Consider the following 20,811-nt stretch of genomic DNA (forward strand, 5'->3'; position numbering starts at 1 on the left):
TGTAAGTTCGTCAAGTTTGTTAAGCTCGTAAAGTGTGCGATGACTTACCGGACGGAAGTTCGATCACACGATCCCCCACGCCCGAAACCTTCCCCTCCCCGTCATCTCGCGCAGCCCGAGCTCGCCGACCAGATTGAGCGCCCCCTGCTTTGTCACTTTTAGCCGCTCCTGGATCATGCCCGTCGAGACGAGCGGCCGCGAGAGTACCAGCTCGACCAGGTCGGGCAGTTTCGAGCTGGCGCGCCGTTGTTTGAGCCGCCGCTCCATCTGGCTTTTGGCCAGCACCAGCCGATCGTGTTCCTTCAGGCCAGCCACTGCAGCGTCGTGAATGGCATCGAGCAACGCGAGCAGCCGATCGCCACGATTGTGCGCCCGCCTCCGCTCCCGCGGAATGTTTTTCGCGCCGAGATGCAGGCTGGCGAGATGGTTGGCGGCGAGCCCTTCCTGGCGCAGCAGTGCGGCAACAAGCAGCGGCCCGAGCCACGCGGCATGCTGCAGCACCTCGATGTCCGACCAGGCCTCGAGCAGGATCGCGGCGCGCATGACCAATGGCAGATTGCGAGTCCCGGCAATCACGTCCTGCCATTCGGCCAGCCGTTCTTCTTCATTCCAGTCGAGATCGTAGATCAGGTCCGGCCGGTCGTCCGGACGTGCCGCTTTCGCCGGTACGCCGGCGCCGCTCAGAATCTTCGACGAGCGTGCCAGGACGGCGTCGATCTCGGCAAATTCTTCGGCCAGCAGATCGGCCTCAGCGTCATCCCGAACGTCGGGATCAACAGAGGCAGTTCCAGCCCCCTCCCCGTCCCGGTTTTTTTCTCCTGCCGCCGGCATGGCGCCGCCGCGGCCGGCCAGCGCCAAAAAACCGTCGCGGCTGAGCGCCCAGTCCGGCCTCTGCGCAAAAATCCGCCGGCGGCACCGAAGCACCGCGTGCGCCCGGGTGAGCTCGTGGGTCGGTGTGCGGATGTCCATGTGGGCGTCGTGCAGCACGAGGTCCTCGAGGTGGACGAGTTCGCCCTCCAGCCAGAGGGCAGCGGCAGTGTCGGCAAAATGCTGGCGCTCGACAAACCCGTCGCGGACCGGCGAGCGGGCCAGCCGCTCGTCGAGCCGGGCCAGCGCTTCGGTCGTACGCGCGACTGGTCCGAACAGGGTCTCTAGGGGCAAGTCTCGAATCGCGTAAGCCATTGTTTTCATGTTGGCTGATTCGCGTTAGTCAAGCTAGTGAGGGTATCACTGGACTTACGTCGTGTTTCTTCAGGGACAAAAAACACTATCGATAATGACCTCATATCGGGACTGTACAGCACCACGCCCTTGGGGCGGTAGGAGGCTAGAAAACGTTGATTTTCAGGCTCATCGAACCCGTAGGAGCTACGCAAAAGGGCCACTAGAGACGTTTACAAACGATCGTTTGTTGGTATCTTCGGCGTTTGTACAAACGCCCCTTTCCTATGCCGAGAGACGAAGCGAATGGCCCGCGAAGCGCAAGATCGACGCTCCGGACGACCACAGGGCCGGCAAATCGGCTACGCGCGCGTGTCGACGGACGAACAAGCGACGGAAGCGCAGGAGATTGAGCTGCGGTCGGCCGGCTGCGACGTCGTCGTTCAGGAACATGGATCCGGTGCGTCGAGAGCTCGCCCCGCCCTACTGCGATTGATGAGCGACATCAGCGCAGGCGATGTCCTGGTCGTCGTGCGTCTCGATCGCCTTGCGCGCTCGGTCAGCCATCTTCTTCAGGTGATCGAGGATTTGACTGAGAAGGGGGCGCATTTCCGATCTCTCCGTGATCCAATCGACACGTCGACGCCACAGGGCATGTTTTCGCTACAGGTGCTCGGCGCCGTTGCTCAGCTCGAGCGTGCACTGATTTCAGAACGGACCAAGGCCGGCATCATCGCTGCACGATCGAAGGGGCGGCTGCCGGGCAATCCTGGTATCCGGGAGCGCAGGCCCGAAGCCCTGGCGAAGATGACCGCGGTGCAAAAGGCAGCCTATGGCCGGCGGCTACAATCAACAATGAACCAGTGGCTTCCGACGGTTCGCCGCATGCGCCCCGATCACAACTGGGACGATGTCGCTCGGGTACTGAAGCAACGCGGCCTCGACTGGACGCCTGAACGACTGCGGCGGGCAGTGAAGTGGCTCGTCACCGAGCGCTTGGCCGATCCCACCTTGCTAGAGCGGGCGTCTCCGCAGCTCCCCGAAGATCGCCTGATGACCCTCGTGGCAGGGATCTCGCAATCCAACCGAGACCTATCGCTGCGCGACATCGCCGGCCAGCTTGAACGCCTGCATGAGCGAACCCCACGAGGGAGCGCAAAATGGTCCGTCTCATCAGTCAAGAACCTGCTCGATCGAGCCCGCCGGCTTGGTCTCGTCGCCGAACTGCCCGCGAGCTGACCGAAATACAGGGACGTCTTCCTCGCTGCAGACAGCCCTCAGTTTATGGTCCGCGCTGACACGCAACATCGCCGAGCCGCTTGTACGCCACCCAGGCATCAGCTGGAACCGCGCTGTCAGCCCGCGCCAACCAAGCCGCACGATCGGATTCGGCAAGTGAGTTCCACCACACGATTCCGGCGGCTTCGTCGGGCGTCGGCTCCCGGTCGTGTTCGTTTTTCGTGCCCTCGATGCTCTCAGACGCTCGTCCCGATAAGCGCTGCAAGGACCGTCCAAGCCCTATAGTGCGTATCAAACCTGCCCGCCTCATCATGATCCGCGCCCCGGCTTGTCGAGGCTGCGGCGCAACGCATCGCTGATTCCCAGGCGGGACTCGGTGCGCACGACCTTGCCGGCCGTCTCCAAATCGACGGCCGCGGCTTCAGCTCCGGTCGCCGTCGACGCGTCAAGCTTGGCCCGCAACAAGGCCATCACCATCGACCAGACCGAGAACTTTCCGGCCTTTGCCCGGTCTGTCAGGCTGCGCAAATAGCCGCCGGCGCTATTGATCTGGTCCTGCCGCTGGTAGATCGCGGCAATGGCAATCGCCGCCTGCTGCTCGCCCATTGCCGTCCGCGCCCCCTCCCAGGCGCTCGGGCTGATGCCCATGCTCGGCCGGGCAATCTCGGCCGCGGCCAGAAATTCACGCCAGTTGCGGATTCCGCCACCGCCTTTCACCAGCCAAAGCATGTTGGGGCAGGCATCCAGCACGATCCCCAACGGCAGCTCGCGCTTTGGCAGGCTCCGTACGTTATCGGTGTCCGCAAGGTTGGCGCCCGCTTCGTCTTTATTTCCTAGGCCGCTTTCAGATTCAAATTTAGAGTCTGGTTTTGAATTCTGTATGTGGCGCCCATTTTGGGACTCATTGGCGTCCATTTTTCGTGTTTTTACAAACGATTCCAATGCTTCACGCACTTCAACCCAAAGGCCTTCAAGCTCTTCGGCAATCGCCTCGAGGGTCTGCCTGGGTGCAGTGCGTGGTATCTGACCAACAATCGCCTGGTAGGCCTGCTGAATCCTGCCCCAGTTCGCCGGCACGCCTTCCTCAATCCCGGCGTCGATCATTTTGACAATGTCACGTCGGCATATGGTAAGCCGCTCCTTAACGAGACGAAATGCCTTCTTCTCAGATCTGACCGCATCCGCAAGATCCTTGAACTCCTCAGCGCGCGCCACGAGCGGCGAGATGTCAAAGCCATAGGCTTGCTCGATCTCGCCCCCCTGCCCTTTCCGGGCGAAGCGCTTGCCGTTTGGGCTGTCCCGACGGATGATCAATCCACACTCGACCAGAACGGCCAGGTGTCGGCGTAACGTCGTTGGGGGCATGCCATTGGCGCGGCGGATCAGCTGCTCGTTGGATGGCCATACAACCAGTTCGCTGTCGCCACAAAATGCCGTGTCCGGATGGAACGACAACAGTGCGTCGAGAATAGCCAAAGCGCGATCAGTGGCGCCCAGGGCGATCCTGGCGTCCTTGATATCTTGGAAGACATGCCATTTGTGGACGATCGCGTCCTTCGGCACGGCCCTAGCGGTGACTTGACTTGAAATCATGCCAAGCGTCATCGGACGCCGCCCAAAGGGCGTCGTAGCAATATTCGTCTCCATTTTCTTTTACCCTCGATTAGGCAAAAGAAACCTGCTCGCCAAAACGACGCCAATGACTCTTGACAGTGATTCGTGGAGATGCGATTCTCAGTCAGCTACTACGGAGAAGGGCTTCCACGACGAAAGTCGTTTGGGGGCCTTTTTCTTTTGCGGTTTCAGTCTCCTGTTTATGTTTTCTGTGACTGCCGGAAGGCCTCGTAGAGGTCATCCAGTCGCCCCGTGACATATGCCGCGAAGGTTGGACCGTCCTTTGCCTCGTATGTCACAACGGACTTCGTCGCGGTCGACTTCACGTTCACGCTAACTGATTTGTCTTTGGCAGCCCAAAGATTGGCCTTTGGCTGTTGCTTGGTCGCCTTAGGAAGGGTGTTGAGGGCATCGGCGGCTCGTTGAAATCGTTGGTCACTTGAGTTGTCCGCGGACAACGTTGCCAGGAGGGCCCGTAGATCGATTTCCGCCTTAGCTATCTTTTCTGCGAATTCCATCCATCGTCGACGTCCGACCTCCGGAGCTGCTCCGATTGCTTCTATCAGTTCGATAGGGATCGCGCGGACAACCGTAATCATTTTAGATAAAGCAGCCTTGTCGACGTTCAGCGCGGCCATGATGATTTCGCGGGAGAAAGACCGGTCTTCAAGGCGGGTAGCGAACAACGCTCTCTCGATATATGACAGGTTGGTCCGCGCATTGTTTTCCTGACCTTGACTGACAACAAGTTGGTCATCGGACAACTCACGGATAACGGCACGAACCTTGATGCCAAGTTCTCTCACCGCTGCGAGCCTGCGGTGCCCGTAAGCGACTTGATACCGGCCACTAGTCTTCGGATGAGGCCGGACTAGGATCGGCACTTGTTGCCCATGCGCTCTGATCTGGCCAACAAGTTCGCTCAGACCTACGGAATCGATACCTAGACGATCACTGATGAACGACCCGTCGACCAGGGCTGGATCCAGTTCGACGATAATCTTGCCCTCTGCCAGCTGCTTCTCGATGTCTTGCGCCCGTTCGAACTTCTGGGTGATGTTACCAAGGGTTCTTGTGATGCCGCCTATGGGCGCACTGCGAACCGCCGGCGCCACAAAGCCGGCGATCGGTCTAACATCCGCCAAAGGAGTCGGCGCTTCTTCTGCAGTTGAAACCTCAATGAGATTCTTGCGGGCCATTACCTTCTCCCCCAAGTAGTCCTTAGTAGGCCTTCGATCTCGGAATTCACCGCATTCAAGGATTCCATGGCCCTGTCATAGGTGCCGCGCGTGAATTGTTGTCGCTCGACCTCATAGAGTGTCTGCTTGGTGACTCCGGCATCCGAGATTGCCGTCGACTTCAGCATGTGATTGTGGAGCATCCGATTGCCAAAAATTGCCCGCATGAAGCCGGTCATCTGGCTTTGCGGACCATCGTTCGGTTCGTAGCGAGTAACCAGATAGCGCATCCAATCGTAGCTGGTACGACCACCGGCCCTTTCGACGACCGCCATCATCTCGCTTGTCATCGCAAGGAACTGGCTCATGGACATCACATCCAGCATCTGCGGATGTACCGTTATCAATACCGACGTCGCCGCACACAACGCCGACATCGTTAGGAAGCCGAGTTGTGGGGGGCAATCGATAATCACGACATCGTATAGGCTCTCGATGTCTGTCAAAACCTCGCCGATACGGGCGAAGAACATGGATTCCGCCGAACCCGACGTGATCGCTCTCGGTGTCTCATGTTCAAACTCCATGAGTTCGAGATTTCCCGGTACGATATGCAGATTTTGGGTGTAGGTGGCTCGGACAATTTCGGCGATCGATCGCGGCGAGTCGTAGCGGATCGCTCCGTAAAGAGTTTCGCCTTCGCCCACATCGAGTTCGGGTTGATGGCCAAAGAGCGCGGACAATGAGGCCTGCGGGTCAAGATCGATTGCCAGAACCCGGTGGCCGCGCAAAGCAAGGTACTGGGCCAGGTGTGCCGAAGTCGTTGTTTTCGCCGAACCGCCTTTGAAATTCATGACGGCCACGACCTGCAGTTTCTCGCCAGACCGACGCGTCGGAACGTATTTCGGTGCTCCGTTTTTTTCGTCGAGCGACCGACGGACGTTTTCTATGTCGGCAGGAGAATAAACCCGGCGACCGTTGGCCAAAGGTTCAGGCCCATGCCCATCCGAGGCCACCTGTCTTAAGTATCCCTCGCCGATGCCGATATAGTATGCGGCCTCCGCAGGCGTGAATTGCCGGATCGTTTTTTGGGAGGTTGGGGGGAAAATCTTCTGCTGGTGCAACTGAAGCTGCCGTGACAATTCGAGAGAATCCGCGGACAACATCGACGGCAGATGTTCCTGCCCGCCAGTTTGCATATACGTTTGTAGCATTGCTCGCCTCGAACTACGCATTTGATGCAGATTTCATTCAAACTGCGCAGTTACAGTATGGTCCGATTCGTAAACATTTTACAAACGCTTAACCAAGAGGAGAGCTGACCCTCTCAGGCTGCAGTTGTCCGCGGACAACTGCAGCCTGAAGCTTACAGGGGTGTCGGCCGTCTTAGTCTTAAAGGAGAGATTGGGCTGGGATGGATTTAGATCGGGTTCGGCGCCAGGGCGTGGCAGTTCACGCGGCACCTTGCCCGTCTTATGCGCGCGGCGGTGAGCAAGACCTGAACGGAAGTGCCGCCGGATGTGGCGCCCCTCCCCCGAGCGCTGGCGCGAACGACAAGCGCGCCATTCCTCAACGGACGTTGTCCGCGGACAACGGTCGTTCCCAAAAGGCTGTATCGTCCAACCGACCCAGCCATCGTCGAGTGCATTGCCGCACTGCGGCGGCAGCGCTCAACCGGACAGCACATCGTGGGCTGACGCCGGCGAGTCCCTTCTGCCGATATAGCCGAAATTATCTTGCTGTCGGCGCAGCCGGAGTAGCCTCTGTCGCCATCGTCGCCGACCGCGACCGCAACCGGGTGAGACTGCCCATGGTCGAAGGATACGAGATAGGGTGCGACACGCTCGTGCGGGAGAGACGTGTAGGAACGGGCAGGGGGGCGTTTACATAACGCGAAGCAGGTCAAGCGGTCAGGCAGTAGCCGTTCTCGCAAGGAAGCTCTGAATGATCCGGCCCATCGTAACTATCTACCAATGCCCAAAAGCAGCGTCGGTGATCTCGACGGAGCTCTCCCCGGAGTCGTGCAACAACACTGGGACAAAGGCGCCGATCCGCCGACCGGCTGCTCGAGAGTGAGGCAAATTGGCGAACTTCTGCGCACGGAGCAGCACGCCCTGTCCGGGAAAGATTCAATCCAGCCGCGGCCGTCCTCGCTTTGATCACACGCAACATCGAGGCTCACGACTTCCGAGCGGCGCAAGCCGCCAGCGAAGCCGGAAAGCAACATGGCGCGCTCTCGCAGACCCCGCAGCGTACCACGATCGAGCGTTTCCAGCATGGCGACAAGATCCTCGCGCAGGACGACTGCCTTTTGTCGGGGAGGGGAGGCGTGTTTGTTGCGGATACCGGCGAGCACGGTAGCGATATGGCGGTCATTGCGGCAGAGCAGTTGACAGCATTGGGTATAGGTCCAGGTCGACGAAGACAGACGTCGCGACCGACCCAACTTGTGGTCTGACGGCAGCTGATCAAACGCCTGGCACCGCACCAGGCGCAAAAATGCGTCCAGTCCGCGGCATAAGCGCGACGGGTGTTTGCCGAACTCGCCGCCTCGACATAATTGCACCGCGGTCGGCCAGCTTTTCGAGATGCGAAGGCAGTGATGCTTGTCGCAAGTCGAAGACTGGCGAGGGAGGGGAGGGAGTTTCATCCGGGCGCCCCATCTCCATGACGCGTCGACGATGCAAGGCAGGTCGTCGGTGTCGACCGCGCCGAGGGCCGTCATGTAATTGCGGGGGGCTACCCATCGGAACTCTCTGTTCTTGGAATGTCGCGGTGGTGCGATTCTGAGAGCCCGACGTGCGACCAGATCGCCGATTTGTCCATCGCGAGGTGCTTGAGCAGTAGCTCCGAGATTTGCGTCCGGTCGCGTACGACAACCCGGCTGGGTGCAGTTATCGCATCGCCGGGCGACGTGCCATGTCCGATCCAATGATGACCCTCCTGGCGCGATCAGGACGATGGAGGATTTCTCGGCCTTTGTCGGCTTGTCTCGCACGACGGTTTCCAAATATTTCAATGACCCCAATTCGGTGAGGAAAAACACTCGAAACGTGATCGAGGCCGCGCAAAGGAAGTCCGGCTTCCGGCCGAGCATGTTCGCCGTCAATCTCAATCGCCGCCGCAGCAACATTCTCGGCGTCATCATTCCGAATTCGACGGATCCGTTTTACATGGCGCTGACGCGTCGCATTGAAACGATCGCCAACGAAGCCGGTTTCCTGGCGTTTGTGCTGTCTTCCGACGGACATGCCGAAATGGAAGACCAGGCGATTCAGACGTTCAAGTCGATGAACATTGCCGGTGCCATCATCGCACCGCTCGGCGTGCAGTCCCACCACCGGATCCTGGCCGAACTCGGGTCGAGCATCCCCCTCGATGTGTGAAGCACCCATGTGGTATCGGCCAGTGCGCTGCATTGTCTGGCTCAGACCAACCCAGTCTATCTTGGCATGAGGCCGCGATAAAAAAAATCGAAATACTCCGACGCGAATGCGGTTGCCCGTCGCGCGCCATTGGGGTCGAACCAACGGGACATCCAGTTCAGCATAGACAGGATCGCTCTGGCTGGAATCGTCACGTCACAGTCAATGAACGCGCCAGAAATTGTTCCCCCTGACAAAAGCCCGCGCAGGAACCGCTCATAGCGATCCCGTACTTCGACTTGCCGCGACGACTGCGCCGTACCGATGCCGCTGACGCCATGCAAAAGCGTAATGAACTCGCTGTGGTGCTGTTCGAAAAACTCCGCGTGGGCAACCATGAAGGCTTTCAGCCGCGAAGGATCGTCGGTATGGCGCCCCACTTGCTCGACGACGTGATTGTGAAGGTTCTCCAGCAGGTCCGCGACGATAGCATCGTAGATTACCTGCTTTGTGGGAAAGTAGTGGTACACCGCCGCCTTGGAGAGTCCTACCGAGGCGGCCACGTCCCGCAGCGCGGTGCGCTCGTACCCATTTTCGGCAAATAGCCGTGACGCATGGGCCAGAATGGTTTCGCGCGGCATCTGCATCGTCGCGGGCCTGCCAGGCGCGGCCTTTTTTGACTCCATCGCATCTTCCTCATGATTGACATTCGACCCTGCCATCGGTACTTACCGGCCAGCCGGTCGATAATTAAGGCTGATCTCGGAAGGATTGATTTTCGCACTGATTACAGAGACGTCTGTCTTCTTGGTGTCAACCTTCAACGGGCGGCCCTCCGGAGGCGAGTTCTCAGGCTGGAAGCGCCACAGCAACGTCCATGACGCGCGATGCCCACGTGCCGGTCGGGGCGCCGAGATACCTCTCCCTTGTTGAGCTTCCTGGGCCAAAAGGCGTCACATGGGCCGGCTTTGTCAATTGCGGAGGAATGGCGTGTTGCCCAGCCGACGCCGGAATCCGCCCGCTAGCATCTAGGACCCCAAGATGGACCTTACTCTCTCGCACGAACAAATTGATTTTCGCGATCATTTGCGACGTTTTTTCATGCGCGAGATACCCGCGCCAATCCGCGAGAAGGTGAGCGCGGGACAACTGCTTGCCAAAGAGGAGATCCAGGAGTCGCATCGCATCTTGAATGCGCATGGCTTGGCTGTGCCGCATTGGCCTGTAGCGTGGGGAGGGCGATCTTGGTCTCCGGTGCAGCGCTACATCTTCGTTGACGAGTTGCAGCGGGCTGCCGTTCCACTGCCGCTTCAGTTCAATTGCTATATGCTTGGCCCGGTCATTGCCACTTTTGGTTCCGAGCCTCAAAAAAAGCGGTTTCTTGCCCGCGCGGCAAACCTTGACGATTGGTGGTGCCAAGGCTTTTCGGAGCCCGATGCAGGATCCGATCTTGCGTCGCTCAAGCTCAGGGCTGAGCGCTCAGGCGGGACCTATGTCCTGAACGGTCAGAAAACCTGGACGACATATGCCCAATATGCTGACTGGATATTCTGCTTGGCGCGAACAGACCCACAGGCCAAGAAACAGGCCGGTATTTCATTCATCCTTGTCGACATGCGTTCCCCGGGCGTGACGGTGCGGCCGATCATAACAATTGACGGTCGGCACGAGGTGAACGAAGTCTTTTTCGACAATGTCGAGGTTCCCGCGAACAATTTGGTCGGCAAGGAAAACAAGGGTTGGCAATATGCCAAATTCCTGCTCGCCAACGAGCGCTCGGGCATTGCTCGCATAGGGCTTACGAAAGAACGAATTGCCCGCGTGCGGCGCCTCGCAAACCAAGCGCCGACCGGAACAGGTTCAGTGTGGGAAAGCGAAGCATTTCGCACGCGGGTGCTCCTGCTCGAAGCCGACCTGAAAGCCTTGGAAATAACGCAAATGCAGGTCCTGGCCCGCCAATCTCGCGGCGACGCAAGCGGCGCTCCGGATCCGGCCTCGTCTATCCTGAAGATTAGAGGATCGCAGCTGCAGCAGGCGGCCACCGAACTGCTCATGGACCTGGCGGGACCGGACGCGATCCGTGCCCAGACGGGAAGGGGTGTCGGTCAGGAAAGCGCGGGCGCGATGGCGGCTTACTTCAATTTTCGCAAGGTCTCAATATACGGTGGATCGAACGAAATTCAACGCAACATTATAGCCAAAACCATTCTTGGACTGTGACAGATGAACTTCGATCTCTCCCAAGAGCAGCAGATCTTTGAAGAAACTGTCTCCAAGCTGCTTGGAGCTCATGCCGACAGGAGACCAGACGCGTCGTCAGTTTGGCAGGATTATGCAAGCGTCGGACTGCTCGGTATGTCCTTCAATGACGCCTTTGGCGGATTCGGAACCGGCCCGGTCGAAACCATGATCGTCATGCGGGCGATCGGCAAACATTTGTGCACCAGCCCCTACCTTGGCAGCGCCGTCTATGGGACAAGGCTCCTGCAGACGGCGGGCTCGCAGGAACAACAGGCGGCCCTGATCCCAGGTCTCATAGACGGTTTCATTCAGCTTGCCGTTGCACATTCCGAGCCGGGATCGGGCTATTGCGGCGGCGATGTCGCAACGATGGCAATCCACGATGGCGGAGGCTTCGTCCTTGCCGGAAAGAAGGTGCGCGTTCTGGGGGGCGCAACCGCAAGTCACTTCATCGTTAGCGCGCGTATAGCAGACGAAAAATTAGGCAAAGGCACGATCGGCCTGTTCCTCGTTGCACGCGATTGTCCAGGCGTGACGATTGAGCAATACCCAACGATTGATGGGCGTGAAACCGCAGACGTCGCCTTTGACGCCGTACGCGTGTCGTCAGGCGGACTGATGCAGGCAGCCGAAGAGTTTGAAAACGCGCTTGAAGACGCAACGGACCACGCCTTGGTCGCCGCGATCAACGAAGCCGTTGGTGTCATGGAAGAGCTTCTTTCGATCACCGTCGAATATCTGAAAACCCGCAGGCAATTCGGCGTGCCGATCGGGTCGTTCCAGGCCCTGCAGCACAAGGCCGTTGATATATTTATGGAGGTGGAACAGGCCAAGTCGATGGCGCTTTATGCGACCATGCAACTTGGCCGTCCTGCATCAGAGCGGCACGATTCGCTGACTTCGGCAAAACTCTTCCTCAATAGGGCGGCCCGTGCCGTTGGCGAAGCTTCGGTTCAATTGCATGGCGCGATTGGCTTGACCCTGGAAAGCAAGATCGGAAAGTTGTTCCGTCGGCTGACCGCCTTCCAGATCACCTTCGGCGACAATGATGCTTGCCTGGCGTCGCTGCTGAAAAGCACTCCAGACATCTTGGCTTGATTGATGAGCATCAAACGCGGCCTCATGACGTCTCTGCCGTTCGCCTGGCTTTTCTCGGTCGGTGGTGCTGCCGGCGTGACGCCGCACATCATGGGCATCAGCCCGGCTACGGCCACCAAGAAGCTCCGTGCCCGCCTGGGCACGACGATCCGACGGTTCGATCTCATCGAGCTCGACGAAGCCTTTGCCTCCCAAGGCATTGCCGTGCTCCGCCAACTCGGCATTGCCGTGGAGGCGGAGCACGTCATCCCGAATGGCGGAGCCATCGCGCTTGGCCACCCGCTCGGTATGTCTCGCGTCCGCAGAGCAGCGGTCGCTACGCACTCGCCACAATGTGGATCGGCGTAGGGTAGGGATCTCGATCGCGCTCGAACGAGCTTGAGTCACCGGAAACGCCACACCGATAGGAAGTCCATGAGCAACGAAAGCATGCAATCTGAAACTCATCCGAGACCGCGATGCTCGTGGAAATAAGCAATCAAGATTGTATCGCGATCGTCATGATCGACAATCCGCCAGTGAACGTGCTCAGCGCGCAGCTCCGCGCCGAACTCTTCCAGGCGCTGACAACCTTGGCTGATGACGAAGATGTCTTGGGAATTGTCATCGCCTGCTCTGGCCGCACCTTTGTAGCCGGCGCGGATATTGGTGAATTTGGGACACCCAAACAGCTGGAGCCCCCGCTCCTCCCGGATCTCTGCACGCTGGTCGAGGCAATTCGTAAGCCGATTGTAGCGGCAATTCATGGGACGGCACTTGGCGGCGGATTGGAACTCGCACTGGCTGCCTCCTTCCGTATTGTCGACACGGACGCCAAGCTCGGACTGCCAGAGGTGAAGCTCGGTCTCATCCCGGGGTCCGGCGGCACGGTCAGGCTTCCACGGCTCGTCGGCCCGGAGAAAGCCCTCGAAATGATACTATCGGGCAGCCCGATCAGTGCCGAAGACGCCTTGGCCAGCGGGTTGGCCGAACTCGTCTCGGAAACGAACCTCTTGGCCGACAGTGTGGCCTTCCTGCGGACATTTCTCGACAGCAAGGGCGGTGACCTTGTGCCCCCTCGCGAACGGGACGACAGGCTTGCCGCCACCCGGGCAGATCCATCCCGTTTTGAGGCGCTGGCAAAAGGTCTCATCGCCAAGGTGCGCGGCCTGAGCGCGCCAATCGCCTGCGTCGAAGCGGTCCGCAATACTTTTGTGCTGTCCTTCGACGAGGCATTGCGTGAGGAGCGCAAGATATTTCTTCAATTGGTGTCCGGTCCGGAGTCTCACTCGTTGCGGCATCTCTTCTTCGCTGAGCGTCAGGCAAACCGGACTCACAAGGATATTCAGACTCGCACGGTTAAGCGGATTGGCGTCATCGGAGCGGGCACAATGGGTGGCGGCATCGCTATGTCCCTTGCCAACGCCGGCTTCCCGGTGACCATTCTCGAAATGAGCGACGAGGCGTTGTCACGCGGTCTCGGCATCATCGATCGCAACTACGCGACTTCGGTCTCGCGGGGATCCCTCAGTGCGGAGGCTCATGCCGAGCGCCTGGCGCGCCTGTCACCAACCACGGACTATGGCGCGCTTGCTGAGTGCGACCTGATCATCGAGGCTGCGTTCGAGGCAATGGATGTGAAGCGGCAGATATTTTCGCGGCTTGGCGCGTCCACAAAGCCTGGTACGATCCTGGCTACCAACACCTCCTATTTGGACGTCAATGAAATTGCGGAGGCGTCTGGGCGTCCCCAAGACGTCGTTGGGCTGCATTTCTTCTCTCCGGCCAACATCATGAAGCTCCTGGAGGTTGTCCGCGGAAACAAAACCTCGCCCGACGTTATCGCGACTGCATTGGACGTCGCGCGCAGGATTGGAAAGGTGCCCGTCGTCGTTGGTGTCTGTCACGGCTTTGTGGGAAACCGCATGCTTACGGCCCGCGCCATGGAAAACGAAGCTCTGCTGCTCGAGGGAGCGTCCCCCGGGCAGGTCGACAAGGCGTTCACTGATTTTGGCTGGCCTATGGGACCTTTTCAGATGGGCGACCTCGCCGGCCTCGATATCGGCTGGCGCAACCGCAAGGCCCAAGGAAAAACCGCTCTAATCGCGGACGCGCTCTGCGAAGCTGGGCGTTTCGGCCAGAAGACTGGGAGAGGCTGGTACCTCTACAAAGATGGGTCCCGTGATCCGCAGCCTGATCCCGAAGTCGACGCCCTGGTCGAAGGTGCTGCCCGACGACAAGGTATCACGCGACGGGCCATACCTGCGGACGAGATTGTGGAACGCACGCTGTTTCCGATGATCAATGAGGGGGCAAGGATTCTCGCAGAGGGGATTGCCGGCCGTGCCTCGGACATAGATCTCGTTTGGGTTTATGGCTACGGATTTCCGGCTGGCAAAGGCGGCCCGATGTTTTGGGCAGCGCAGCAAAAGGTGATCGATATTCCGACGCGGCTGGACCATTGGTTCAAAAATACCGGGCGTGAGATTTTCAGGCCGATGCGTGAGCTGGAAACCCTTCTTCGTTGAGATGTTCACACAGAAACCGGCCAAACTGGGCAACTTTACAGCCGAACTTCTCCACCGCATTTCGACCCGCATAATTGGCGATACGGATCGGCGGTGTCTTGGCGGGTGAAAGAGCGTTGCATCCATGAACCGTTCTACGCGTCGACCGGACAAATGAAATCATGCTCGAGGGTGCTGTCAGTCATGAGCGCCTGTGCCTTATGCCGGGGCGGTAGGGATGAAGGTCGTCAGCGAGGCCTTTCCCCGATCGCTGTGGGTGAAGGCTATTGGCCCTACGCCTTGCGTTTGCGGGCAAGCGCGGCGAATGCCTTGTCCGTACCTCAGACACCAACGGCCTCGAAATCCTCTAGAGCCCTTCACGTTTTGACGGAAGCATATCCGGCGTTTTCGAAGTAGTTCCTGCATTCGGCTGCCTCGATGGTTTCGACGAGGTGGCCGATGTGACGCCATGTGTCCTCGACGGTGCGCTTTTGAGCCTGGCGCATCCAATGTTTGATCTTGGCAAAGGCCTGCTCGATTGGATTGAGATCGGGAGAGTAAGGTGGCAGGTACCAGAGCCTTGCGCCGGCAGCCTTGATCATCTGCCTGATGGCGGCCGACTTATGGCTTCCCAGGTTGTCCATGACGACGATGTCGCCGGGCTTCAGCACGGTGATGAGCTGCTGCTCGACATAGGCCCGGAAGCATTGGCCGTTGATTGGCCCATCGAAGACGCAAGGTGCCGCGAGCCGATCGCAGCGCAGCGCGCCAAGGAAGGTCAGTGTGCGCCAGTGGCCGTGCGGAGCCAAGCCGCGCAAGCCCCGAAGAATCATTATGAGGTTTCGCCAAGTCGAGGCAATGACCTCGCATGCGCAACAGCGCCAGAACTTAAGGTCTGAGAACAGCGCTACGCTGATGGATTTACATCATCAACTGGTTGGCTTGCGTATACGAGAACGTCATCGACCCCCCTGGACACGTGCGTTTTTCCGAGGATCACGTCGGCGACTCTAAGCGCGTTCGCGGCGATAGTCAGTGATGGGTTGGTGCCGGAACTCGTTGGGAAGAACGACGCATCAGTGACGTAGAGATTGGAGATCTCGTGCGAACGGTTGTTTCGGTCGAGAACGCTTGTGGCCGGATCGTCGCCGAATCTACATGTCCCGCATACATGGCCAAGTACGAAGTTTTGGTGTGCTCTAAAGATTGTCTTTGCCCGAAAAGGGCGCAACGCTTCAATGATCAGTTTTCTGAACGTCTCTAACCTCTTTTGGTCCTGCCGAGATATCGAGTAGCTCAAGTTTATGTGCTTTCTCGCATCGGAGAGGAAAATGCGGTTGCGCTGGTAAGGCAAGTCCTCGCCGAATGCCACCATCGCATAAGCGCCTGCTCGCAACTGGGCCGCACGCATCTCAACGAGAGGACGGATGAGGGGAAAAAGTTTTGCAAGTGGTGGCCAGATCGCTTTCAAATTCTCCCTGAAGCTGAGCGCCAAGCTGCTCGGCAATGGCAATTGCCCATTCGACTGAATTGTTCCCAGCTTCACGCCGTCCTTCCTGTACAGGTCATTCAGGGCAAGCTGCTTCAACAAGCCACCGCGAACATCTGCCTTGGGATAAACTAGGTAGTAATCGATGAAGTGCCGCATCAGATTACGGCCGACCTGACCAGAGCCATTGGATACGCCCTCCGGACCACCAGATCGCAGCAAGATCGCCGGCGTGTGGATCGCTCCTGCGGCCAGGATCACGGTTCGCGCGTGAAGCTTGACGGCGTCGCCGCGCCGTCGAGCGTTCACCGCGGCGACACGGCCTTCCGCAATTTCCAGCGTCTCGATCTCGCATTCCGTAAGGATCTCGGCGCCGAAATTATCCAGCGCCGGCTTTAGGCAGGCCATGACGCTGTCCCGCTTGCATTGCCTAGAACACAGGTAGCCGACACATTCCTGGCAGCCATCAACCTGCGCACAGGCGACGGGTACATGGTAGGGATGCATGCCGCGACTGCGAAAGTGTTCCGCGATCTCGTTGGTTGCCGGGGAGAAGGGGCGCGGATCGGCGATGCCGCGTTCCTCGGATGGCCTCAGGGCATCCCTCGTCGCCCTTACCTCATACAGTTTTTCAGCGGCGGTGTAATAGGGCGCAAGGTCGTCGTAGCTGATTGGCCAACTTCTCGGGATGTTTGCGTCGGTTGCGTCTGGGAAATTGGCGCCGGGCTCAAAGTCTTCCGAAAACATGCGTTCCATGACCATGCCATAGAGCGCGCTGCTGCCCCCTGTCCCGATCCCGATCATCGGCTGAATTGGAATCTTCCGCCCATTGGTCGCGTCGAATATCTGCCCCGAAAAACGTCCAGCCCGCGCCTTGTCGTGGTCGCTTATGGTGGAACGCGGATCGGGAACCAGTGCGTCCAAAAAGTCACCCGCGAGCGCCTCCTGATCCCCGAAATACGATCTGCCACGCTCACAAAACAGGACGGACTTTCCTGCTTGGGCAAGGGCATGTCCAATCGTGCCGCCGCCGATGCCGGTGCCGATTATGATGAAATCCCACGTCTTCTCGATGTTCTTCTTATCTCTCGTGTCTGCCATTCTAGGACCTTTCACTCGCCGAACGCTGTGACGTTCGTCGAGGCCTCATCAAGTTGGTGGGTAAGCGCATGCCGGGCGGGTCATCTAAGCGATTTTCTATATATCAAACTTGGGCTTTGTGTCGAGCATCATGAAGAATTTTGAAATGACATTTTAAAATATGGCCCGCGTGGAGCTGCTAGCCCGCTTTCATTCGCATTGATGGATGGCGAAAAATGGGACCGTATCAGGCTCAAATTCAACCATAATTTCCGGTCGAGGGCTGACTACAACTGATGATTTCGCACCAGGGTCCGAATAGATTCGTGTGATTCAACGATCTTGCATTTGGTATATCGTATGCTAGGCTATGGTGCGGCGGGCGCTGGTTGTTTCCCGCGTGTCATCGTCGAGGTACGAATGAAGACCACTGAATGGGTGCCCCCTGAACTCGGCTCGCACGCCATCGCCCCGAGGCGCGTGCGCATGGGCTTCGCCGACGAGTCGGTTTTCTCTGATTTTCGTTTCCAGGCCCCGCGGGAGGATCGGGATTTTCCTGAGGTCTTCGTCTGCACTGAAAGGATGTCCTACGATCCCGGCGAGACCGTGGAATTTCTTGCCTCGACGACTGCGGATCGCTGGTCGATGACCATCTACAGGGACGGTCATGCGCCGGAACGCGTCGAGCAGGCCGAAGGCCTTTCCGGCGCCTTCGCCGCGACGTCGCCCACCGCCTATATGGATGGATGCGACTGGCCCGTCCTACATACTTGGCGCATTCCGCACGATATGCGCTCTGGTTTCTACCGTATCGTGTCGACTTGCGAGCGCGCACACGGCGAGCGGTTCATCCAGCATCATTTTGTGGTCGTTCGTCCCACTCCGCAAACGCAGAAGGGGCGCATTCTGTTCGTCCTGGCCACCGCCACCTGGACTGCCTACAACGACTGGGGCGGCGCCAACCATTATTTCGGCACCTGGGGTGCAAACCGCAACGAGGGCTCGCCGATACTGAGCCTGCGGCGGCCTTGGTCGCGCGGCTTCGTCTGGCTCCCCGACGGCGCACCGCGGATCACGCTGGACCACGCTCCACGCATGAACGAGATGCCTCGTTACCCGTCCAAGGAGTGGGGCTACCCGGGCGGATGGGCGCAGAATTATGCCTGCGCCGGATGGGCCCAGTTCGATCGCCATTTCGCGGTATGGGCGGAATCGCAAGGTTACGATTTCGACGTGATCACTCAGACCGATTTGCACGCCCGGCCCGAAACTCTCGACCGCTATAGTTGCGTCGTGACGGTTGGGCACGACGAGTATTGGTCTTGGGATATGCGCCAGGCCATCGAGGCCTTCGTCGAGCGTGGCGGCAATTTAAGCCGCTTCGGCGGCAACTTCCTCTGGCAGATCAGATTGGAAGAGGATGGCGGCAAGCAGATTTGTTGGAAATCCAAGGCGCCGAAACAGGATCCATTGCGCGATGACCCCCAGCGCAAGCATCTGGTCACATGCGCTTGGGAAAGCCCGGCCGTCGGCTGGCCTGGCGCCTCGACAGTCGGCGTCAACGGCTACCACGGCATGTATGCGAACTGGGGCAGCTTTACACCTCGGGGGTCGCGAGGGTTCACCGTCTTCCGCCCTCATCACTGGGCCTTCGCCGGGACGAATTTGAGTTATGCGGACGTTTTCGGTTCGGAGGCTGGCGTGTTTGGATACGAGGTTGACGGCCTCGATTATACATTCAGCGAGGGTCTCCCACGCGCCGTCCCCGCCTCCGGCGTGCCCGACAACATCGAAATCCTGGCCATGAGCCCTGCGGTTCTGTTCGAGCATGAGCAGGTCGGGTCCGGCTTCCGCAACTACATAGGAGACGACGATCTCGAGACCATCGTTTCAATGGTGGATGATGAACCGGACGTGGCTCGCCGCAAGCTCCGCTATGGCTCGGGTATGATGGTCTCGATGCCGCGCGGCAAGGGTCATGTGGTCACTGCCGGATCGTGCGAGTGGATCGTTGGACTCACGCGCGGCGAACCATTCACCGAGAAGATAACCAGAAACATATTGGATCGATTTTCGGCTGAATAGCCCCGAAATTGCTATTCGGCGTCAACAAATGTCTGTCACTTAGCGAAAAAATGGGAACGGAGTTCGATGAAAATCGCCAGACGTACGCTGCTTAAAGCTACAGCGGCAACCGCCACCATGATGTTCGCGCCATCGATAGTCAGAGCGCAAAATCAGTCTGTCATCAAGTTCATTCCCCAAGCCGACCTATCGGGGATCGATCCCGTTCAGACCAACAGCCTCGTCTCTCGTCACCATGGCATGATGGTGTTCGACACCTTGTATGGCCTGGATGCAAATTTCAACCTGCGGCCGCAGATGGCGGCGGGGCACACCTCTTCGGATGACGGGCTTACCTGGACGATCACGCTGCGCGACGGGCTGCGCTTTCATGATAATGAACCGGTTCTGCCACGTGACATTATCGCCAGCATGCGGCGGTGGGGCAGCAAGGATCCGCTCGGCAAAAATCTGCTGGCAAACACCGACGAACTGAGCGCCAAGTCTGACAAGGTCATCGAGTTTCGCCTGAAGACGCCTTTCCCGCAACTGCCCTTCGTGTTCGGAAAGGGCTCGTCTGTATGCTTCATGATGCCAGAACGGCTGGCGAAGACCGACGTTTCGACTCCAATTTCGGAGATAATCGGCAGCGGGCCATTCCGCTTTCTCGCCAGTGAGCGGATGGCTGGGCAGCTAAACGCCTACGAGAAATTCAAGGGATATGTGCCTCGCGACGAGCCTCCGAGCTTTATGTGCGGGGGCAAGGTGGTCAAGGTCGACCGGGTCGAATGGCACACAATTCCGGACGCCTCGACAGCGGCGGCCTCACTGCAATCGGGCGAGATGGATTGGTGGGAGCAGCCGACGCCGGACCTTCTTCCGTTGTTGCAACAGATCCCTGACATCGCCGTGGAAGTCAAAGACAAGAGCGGTTTGATGGGCCACATCCGGCTCAATCACCTTCAGCCGCCGTTCAACAACCCCGCCATCCGCCGGGCGCTTCTCGCCGGCATCAACCAGGCGGATTACATGACCGCGGTCATGGGCAATGATCGCAGTCTTTGGCAGGACAATGTGGGATTCTTTACGCCCGGCTCTCCATTCGTAAACGACGCCGGCATGCAGGCTCTGACCGCCCCGCGCGATCTGGAGAAGGTTAAGGCCGACCTGAAGGCCGCGGGCTACAATGGCGAGAAGGTCGTTCTGCTTGTCCCGACAGACCTCCCTGCCTTGAATGCAATGAGCGAAGTCGCCGCGGATGTGTTCCGTCGGGTCGGCATCAACCTCGACTATCAGGCGCAGGACTGGGGAACTGTGTATCCGCGTCTGAACTCGATGGAACCCGTCGAGAAAGGCGGCTGGAGCGCGTGGTGCAACTACCTCGCGGGCGTGGTGTGCATCAATCCGGTAGGCAACTCGTATCTTCGGGGAATCGGCAAGGAAGGCGCCGTCGGTTGGCCTGCCAGTGAACGGATCGAAACACTGCGCAAAGAGTTCATGGCGACGGACGACGCCGCCGAACAAATGCGCGTAGCGAAGGATCTGCAGACACAATACTTCGAGGATCTGCCCTACATACCGACCGGTTTCTATAAGCAGCCGACCGCTTACCTCAAGACCCTCAGCAACATCGTGGAGGGCTTCCCGCTGTTCTATGGGGTCGAGAAGTCCGCCTGAAGTGTCGAGCGAGGCTGTGCGACCACGTGGTCTTGCACAGCCTCTTTGATTCGAACGTCTTCGCGCGAACCTGGTTCGGCTCTCGTTCCACATCGTTCGTGCAGCGAATAATTTCTTTT

The 20,811-nt window shown here is 58.8% G+C and carries 12 protein-coding genes and 4 pseudogenes; 8 read left to right on the top strand and 8 right to left on the bottom strand.

Going from position 1 to position 20,811, the window contains the following annotated elements; all coding sequences use genetic code 11:
• Window positions 1-63: 63 nt before the first annotated feature.
• A complete protein-coding gene (locus NKJ18_RS25460) occupies window positions 64-1,191 on the bottom strand; it encodes an RHE_PE00001 family protein (RefSeq protein WP_352760222.1) in 1,128 nt (375 codons plus the stop codon).
• Window positions 1,192-1,467: 276 nt separating this feature from the next.
• Between NKJ18_RS25460 and NKJ18_RS25465 the strand changes: the two genes are divergently transcribed.
• A complete protein-coding gene (locus NKJ18_RS25465; RefSeq protein ID WP_352760225.1) occupies window positions 1,468-2,400 on the top strand; it encodes a recombinase family protein in 933 nt (310 codons plus the stop codon).
• A gap of 309 nt (window positions 2,401-2,709) precedes the next feature.
• On the opposite strand, the gene repC is transcribed toward NKJ18_RS25465, so the two are convergent.
• The 4 genes and pseudogenes from repC to NKJ18_RS25485 all read right to left on the bottom strand — a co-directional run.
• Entirely contained in the window at window positions 2,710-4,047 is a 1,338-nt protein-coding gene (gene repC, locus NKJ18_RS25470; RefSeq protein WP_352760227.1) for a plasmid replication protein RepC, read from the bottom strand.
• Window positions 4,048-4,214: 167 nt separating this feature from the next.
• Window positions 4,215-5,213, bottom strand: a complete 999-nt coding sequence (gene repB, locus NKJ18_RS25475; RefSeq protein ID WP_352760230.1) for a plasmid partitioning protein RepB — start codon at window positions 5,211-5,213, stop codon at window positions 4,215-4,217.
• Window positions 5,213-6,406, bottom strand: a complete 1,194-nt coding sequence (repA, locus tag NKJ18_RS25480) for a plasmid partitioning protein RepA (protein WP_352760232.1) — start codon at window positions 6,404-6,406, stop codon at window positions 5,213-5,215. Before repA ends, repB begins: the two co-directional genes overlap by 1 nt.
• Window positions 6,407-7,320: 914 nt before the next feature.
• A pseudogene (locus NKJ18_RS25485) lies at window positions 7,321-7,917 on the bottom strand (site-specific integrase); the annotation flags it as partial.
• A 235-nt stretch (window positions 7,918-8,152) separates the two neighbouring features.
• Between NKJ18_RS25485 and NKJ18_RS25490 the strand changes: the two are divergent.
• A pseudogene (locus NKJ18_RS25490) lies at window positions 8,153-8,569 on the top strand (LacI family DNA-binding transcriptional regulator); the annotation flags it as partial.
• Between the two features lie 65 nt (window positions 8,570-8,634).
• Here NKJ18_RS25490 and NKJ18_RS25495 read toward each other — a convergent pair.
• The gene (locus tag NKJ18_RS25495; RefSeq protein ID WP_352760234.1) at window positions 8,635-9,243 is read right to left on the bottom strand and encodes a TetR/AcrR family transcriptional regulator; all 609 of its coding nucleotides are present in this window, start codon (window positions 9,241-9,243) and stop codon (window positions 8,635-8,637) included.
• Between the two features lie 355 nt (window positions 9,244-9,598).
• Between NKJ18_RS25495 and NKJ18_RS25500 the strand changes: the two genes are divergently transcribed.
• The 4 genes and pseudogenes from NKJ18_RS25500 (at window position 9,599) to NKJ18_RS25515 (ending at window position 14,403) form a co-directional block, all read left to right on the top strand.
• Window positions 9,599-10,777, top strand: coding sequence for an acyl-CoA dehydrogenase family protein (locus NKJ18_RS25500; RefSeq protein ID WP_352760236.1), 1,179 nt, complete (start codon window positions 9,599-9,601; stop codon window positions 10,775-10,777).
• Window positions 10,778-10,780: 3 nt separating this feature from the next.
• Window positions 10,781-11,896, top strand: coding sequence for an acyl-CoA dehydrogenase family protein (locus NKJ18_RS25505; RefSeq protein WP_352760239.1), 1,116 nt, complete (start codon window positions 10,781-10,783; stop codon window positions 11,894-11,896).
• A 60-nt stretch (window positions 11,897-11,956) separates the two neighbouring features.
• A pseudogene (locus NKJ18_RS25510) lies at window positions 11,957-12,278 on the top strand (3-oxoadipyl-CoA thiolase); the annotation flags it as partial.
• Between the two features lie 76 nt (window positions 12,279-12,354).
• On the top strand, window positions 12,355-14,403 hold the full coding sequence (locus NKJ18_RS25515) for a 3-hydroxyacyl-CoA dehydrogenase NAD-binding domain-containing protein (RefSeq protein ID WP_352760241.1): 2,049 nt from the start codon (window positions 12,355-12,357) through the stop codon (window positions 14,401-14,403).
• A gap of 356 nt (window positions 14,404-14,759) precedes the next feature.
• Here NKJ18_RS25515 and NKJ18_RS25520 read toward each other — a convergent pair.
• Both NKJ18_RS25520 and NKJ18_RS25525 read right to left on the bottom strand, forming a co-directional pair.
• Window positions 14,760-15,242: pseudogene (locus NKJ18_RS25520) on the bottom strand (IS630 family transposase); the annotation flags it as partial.
• Between the two features lie 47 nt (window positions 15,243-15,289).
• The gene (locus tag NKJ18_RS25525; protein ID WP_352760244.1) at window positions 15,290-16,972 is read right to left on the bottom strand and encodes a GMC oxidoreductase; all 1,683 of its coding nucleotides are present in this window, start codon (window positions 16,970-16,972) and stop codon (window positions 15,290-15,292) included.
• A 399-nt stretch (window positions 16,973-17,371) separates the two neighbouring features.
• On the opposite strand from NKJ18_RS25525, the gene NKJ18_RS25530 reads away from it, so the two are divergent.
• Together NKJ18_RS25530 and NKJ18_RS25535 are read left to right on the top strand one after the other, a co-directional pair.
• Window positions 17,372-19,036, top strand: a complete 1,665-nt coding sequence (locus tag NKJ18_RS25530; protein ID WP_352760246.1) for a N,N-dimethylformamidase beta subunit family domain-containing protein — start codon at window positions 17,372-17,374, stop codon at window positions 19,034-19,036.
• Between the two features lie 66 nt (window positions 19,037-19,102).
• Window positions 19,103-20,692 (top strand): ABC transporter substrate-binding protein, encoded by a 1,590-nt coding sequence (locus NKJ18_RS25535; protein WP_352760249.1) that lies wholly within the window; start codon window positions 19,103-19,105, stop codon window positions 20,690-20,692.
• The last annotated feature ends 119 nt before the right edge of the window (window positions 20,693-20,811 follow it).

Source organism: Mesorhizobium sp. M0217 (assembly GCF_040321955.1).
Taxonomy (GTDB): Bacteria; Pseudomonadota; Alphaproteobacteria; order Rhizobiales; family Rhizobiaceae; genus Mesorhizobium.

Coding starts and splice junctions, on each gene's coding strand:
- NKJ18_RS25465 (WP_352760225.1), top strand. CDS start 1,468: ATGGCCCGCGAAGCGCAAGATCGACGCTCCGGACGACCACAGGGCCGG.
- NKJ18_RS25460 (WP_352760222.1), bottom strand. CDS start 1,191: ATGAAAACAATGGCTTACGCGATTCGAGACTTGCCCCTAGAGACCCTG.
- repC (WP_352760227.1), bottom strand. CDS start 4,047: ATGGAGACGAATATTGCTACGACGCCCTTTGGGCGGCGTCCGATGACG.
- NKJ18_RS25500 (WP_352760236.1), top strand. CDS start 9,599: ATGGACCTTACTCTCTCGCACGAACAAATTGATTTTCGCGATCATTTG.
- NKJ18_RS25535 (WP_352760249.1), top strand. CDS start 19,103: ATGAAAATCGCCAGACGTACGCTGCTTAAAGCTACAGCGGCAACCGCC.
- NKJ18_RS25515 (WP_352760241.1), top strand. CDS start 12,355: ATGCTCGTGGAAATAAGCAATCAAGATTGTATCGCGATCGTCATGATC.
- repB (WP_352760230.1), bottom strand. CDS start 5,213: ATGGCCCGCAAGAATCTCATTGAGGTTTCAACTGCAGAAGAAGCGCCG.
- NKJ18_RS25525 (WP_352760244.1), bottom strand. CDS start 16,972: ATGGCAGACACGAGAGATAAGAAGAACATCGAGAAGACGTGGGATTTC.
- NKJ18_RS25530 (WP_352760246.1), top strand. CDS start 17,372: ATGAAGACCACTGAATGGGTGCCCCCTGAACTCGGCTCGCACGCCATC.
- repA (WP_352760232.1), bottom strand. CDS start 6,406: ATGCTACAAACGTATATGCAAACTGGCGGGCAGGAACATCTGCCGTCG.
- NKJ18_RS25495 (WP_352760234.1), bottom strand. CDS start 9,243: ATGGAGTCAAAAAAGGCCGCGCCTGGCAGGCCCGCGACGATGCAGATG.
- NKJ18_RS25505 (WP_352760239.1), top strand. CDS start 10,781: ATGAACTTCGATCTCTCCCAAGAGCAGCAGATCTTTGAAGAAACTGTC.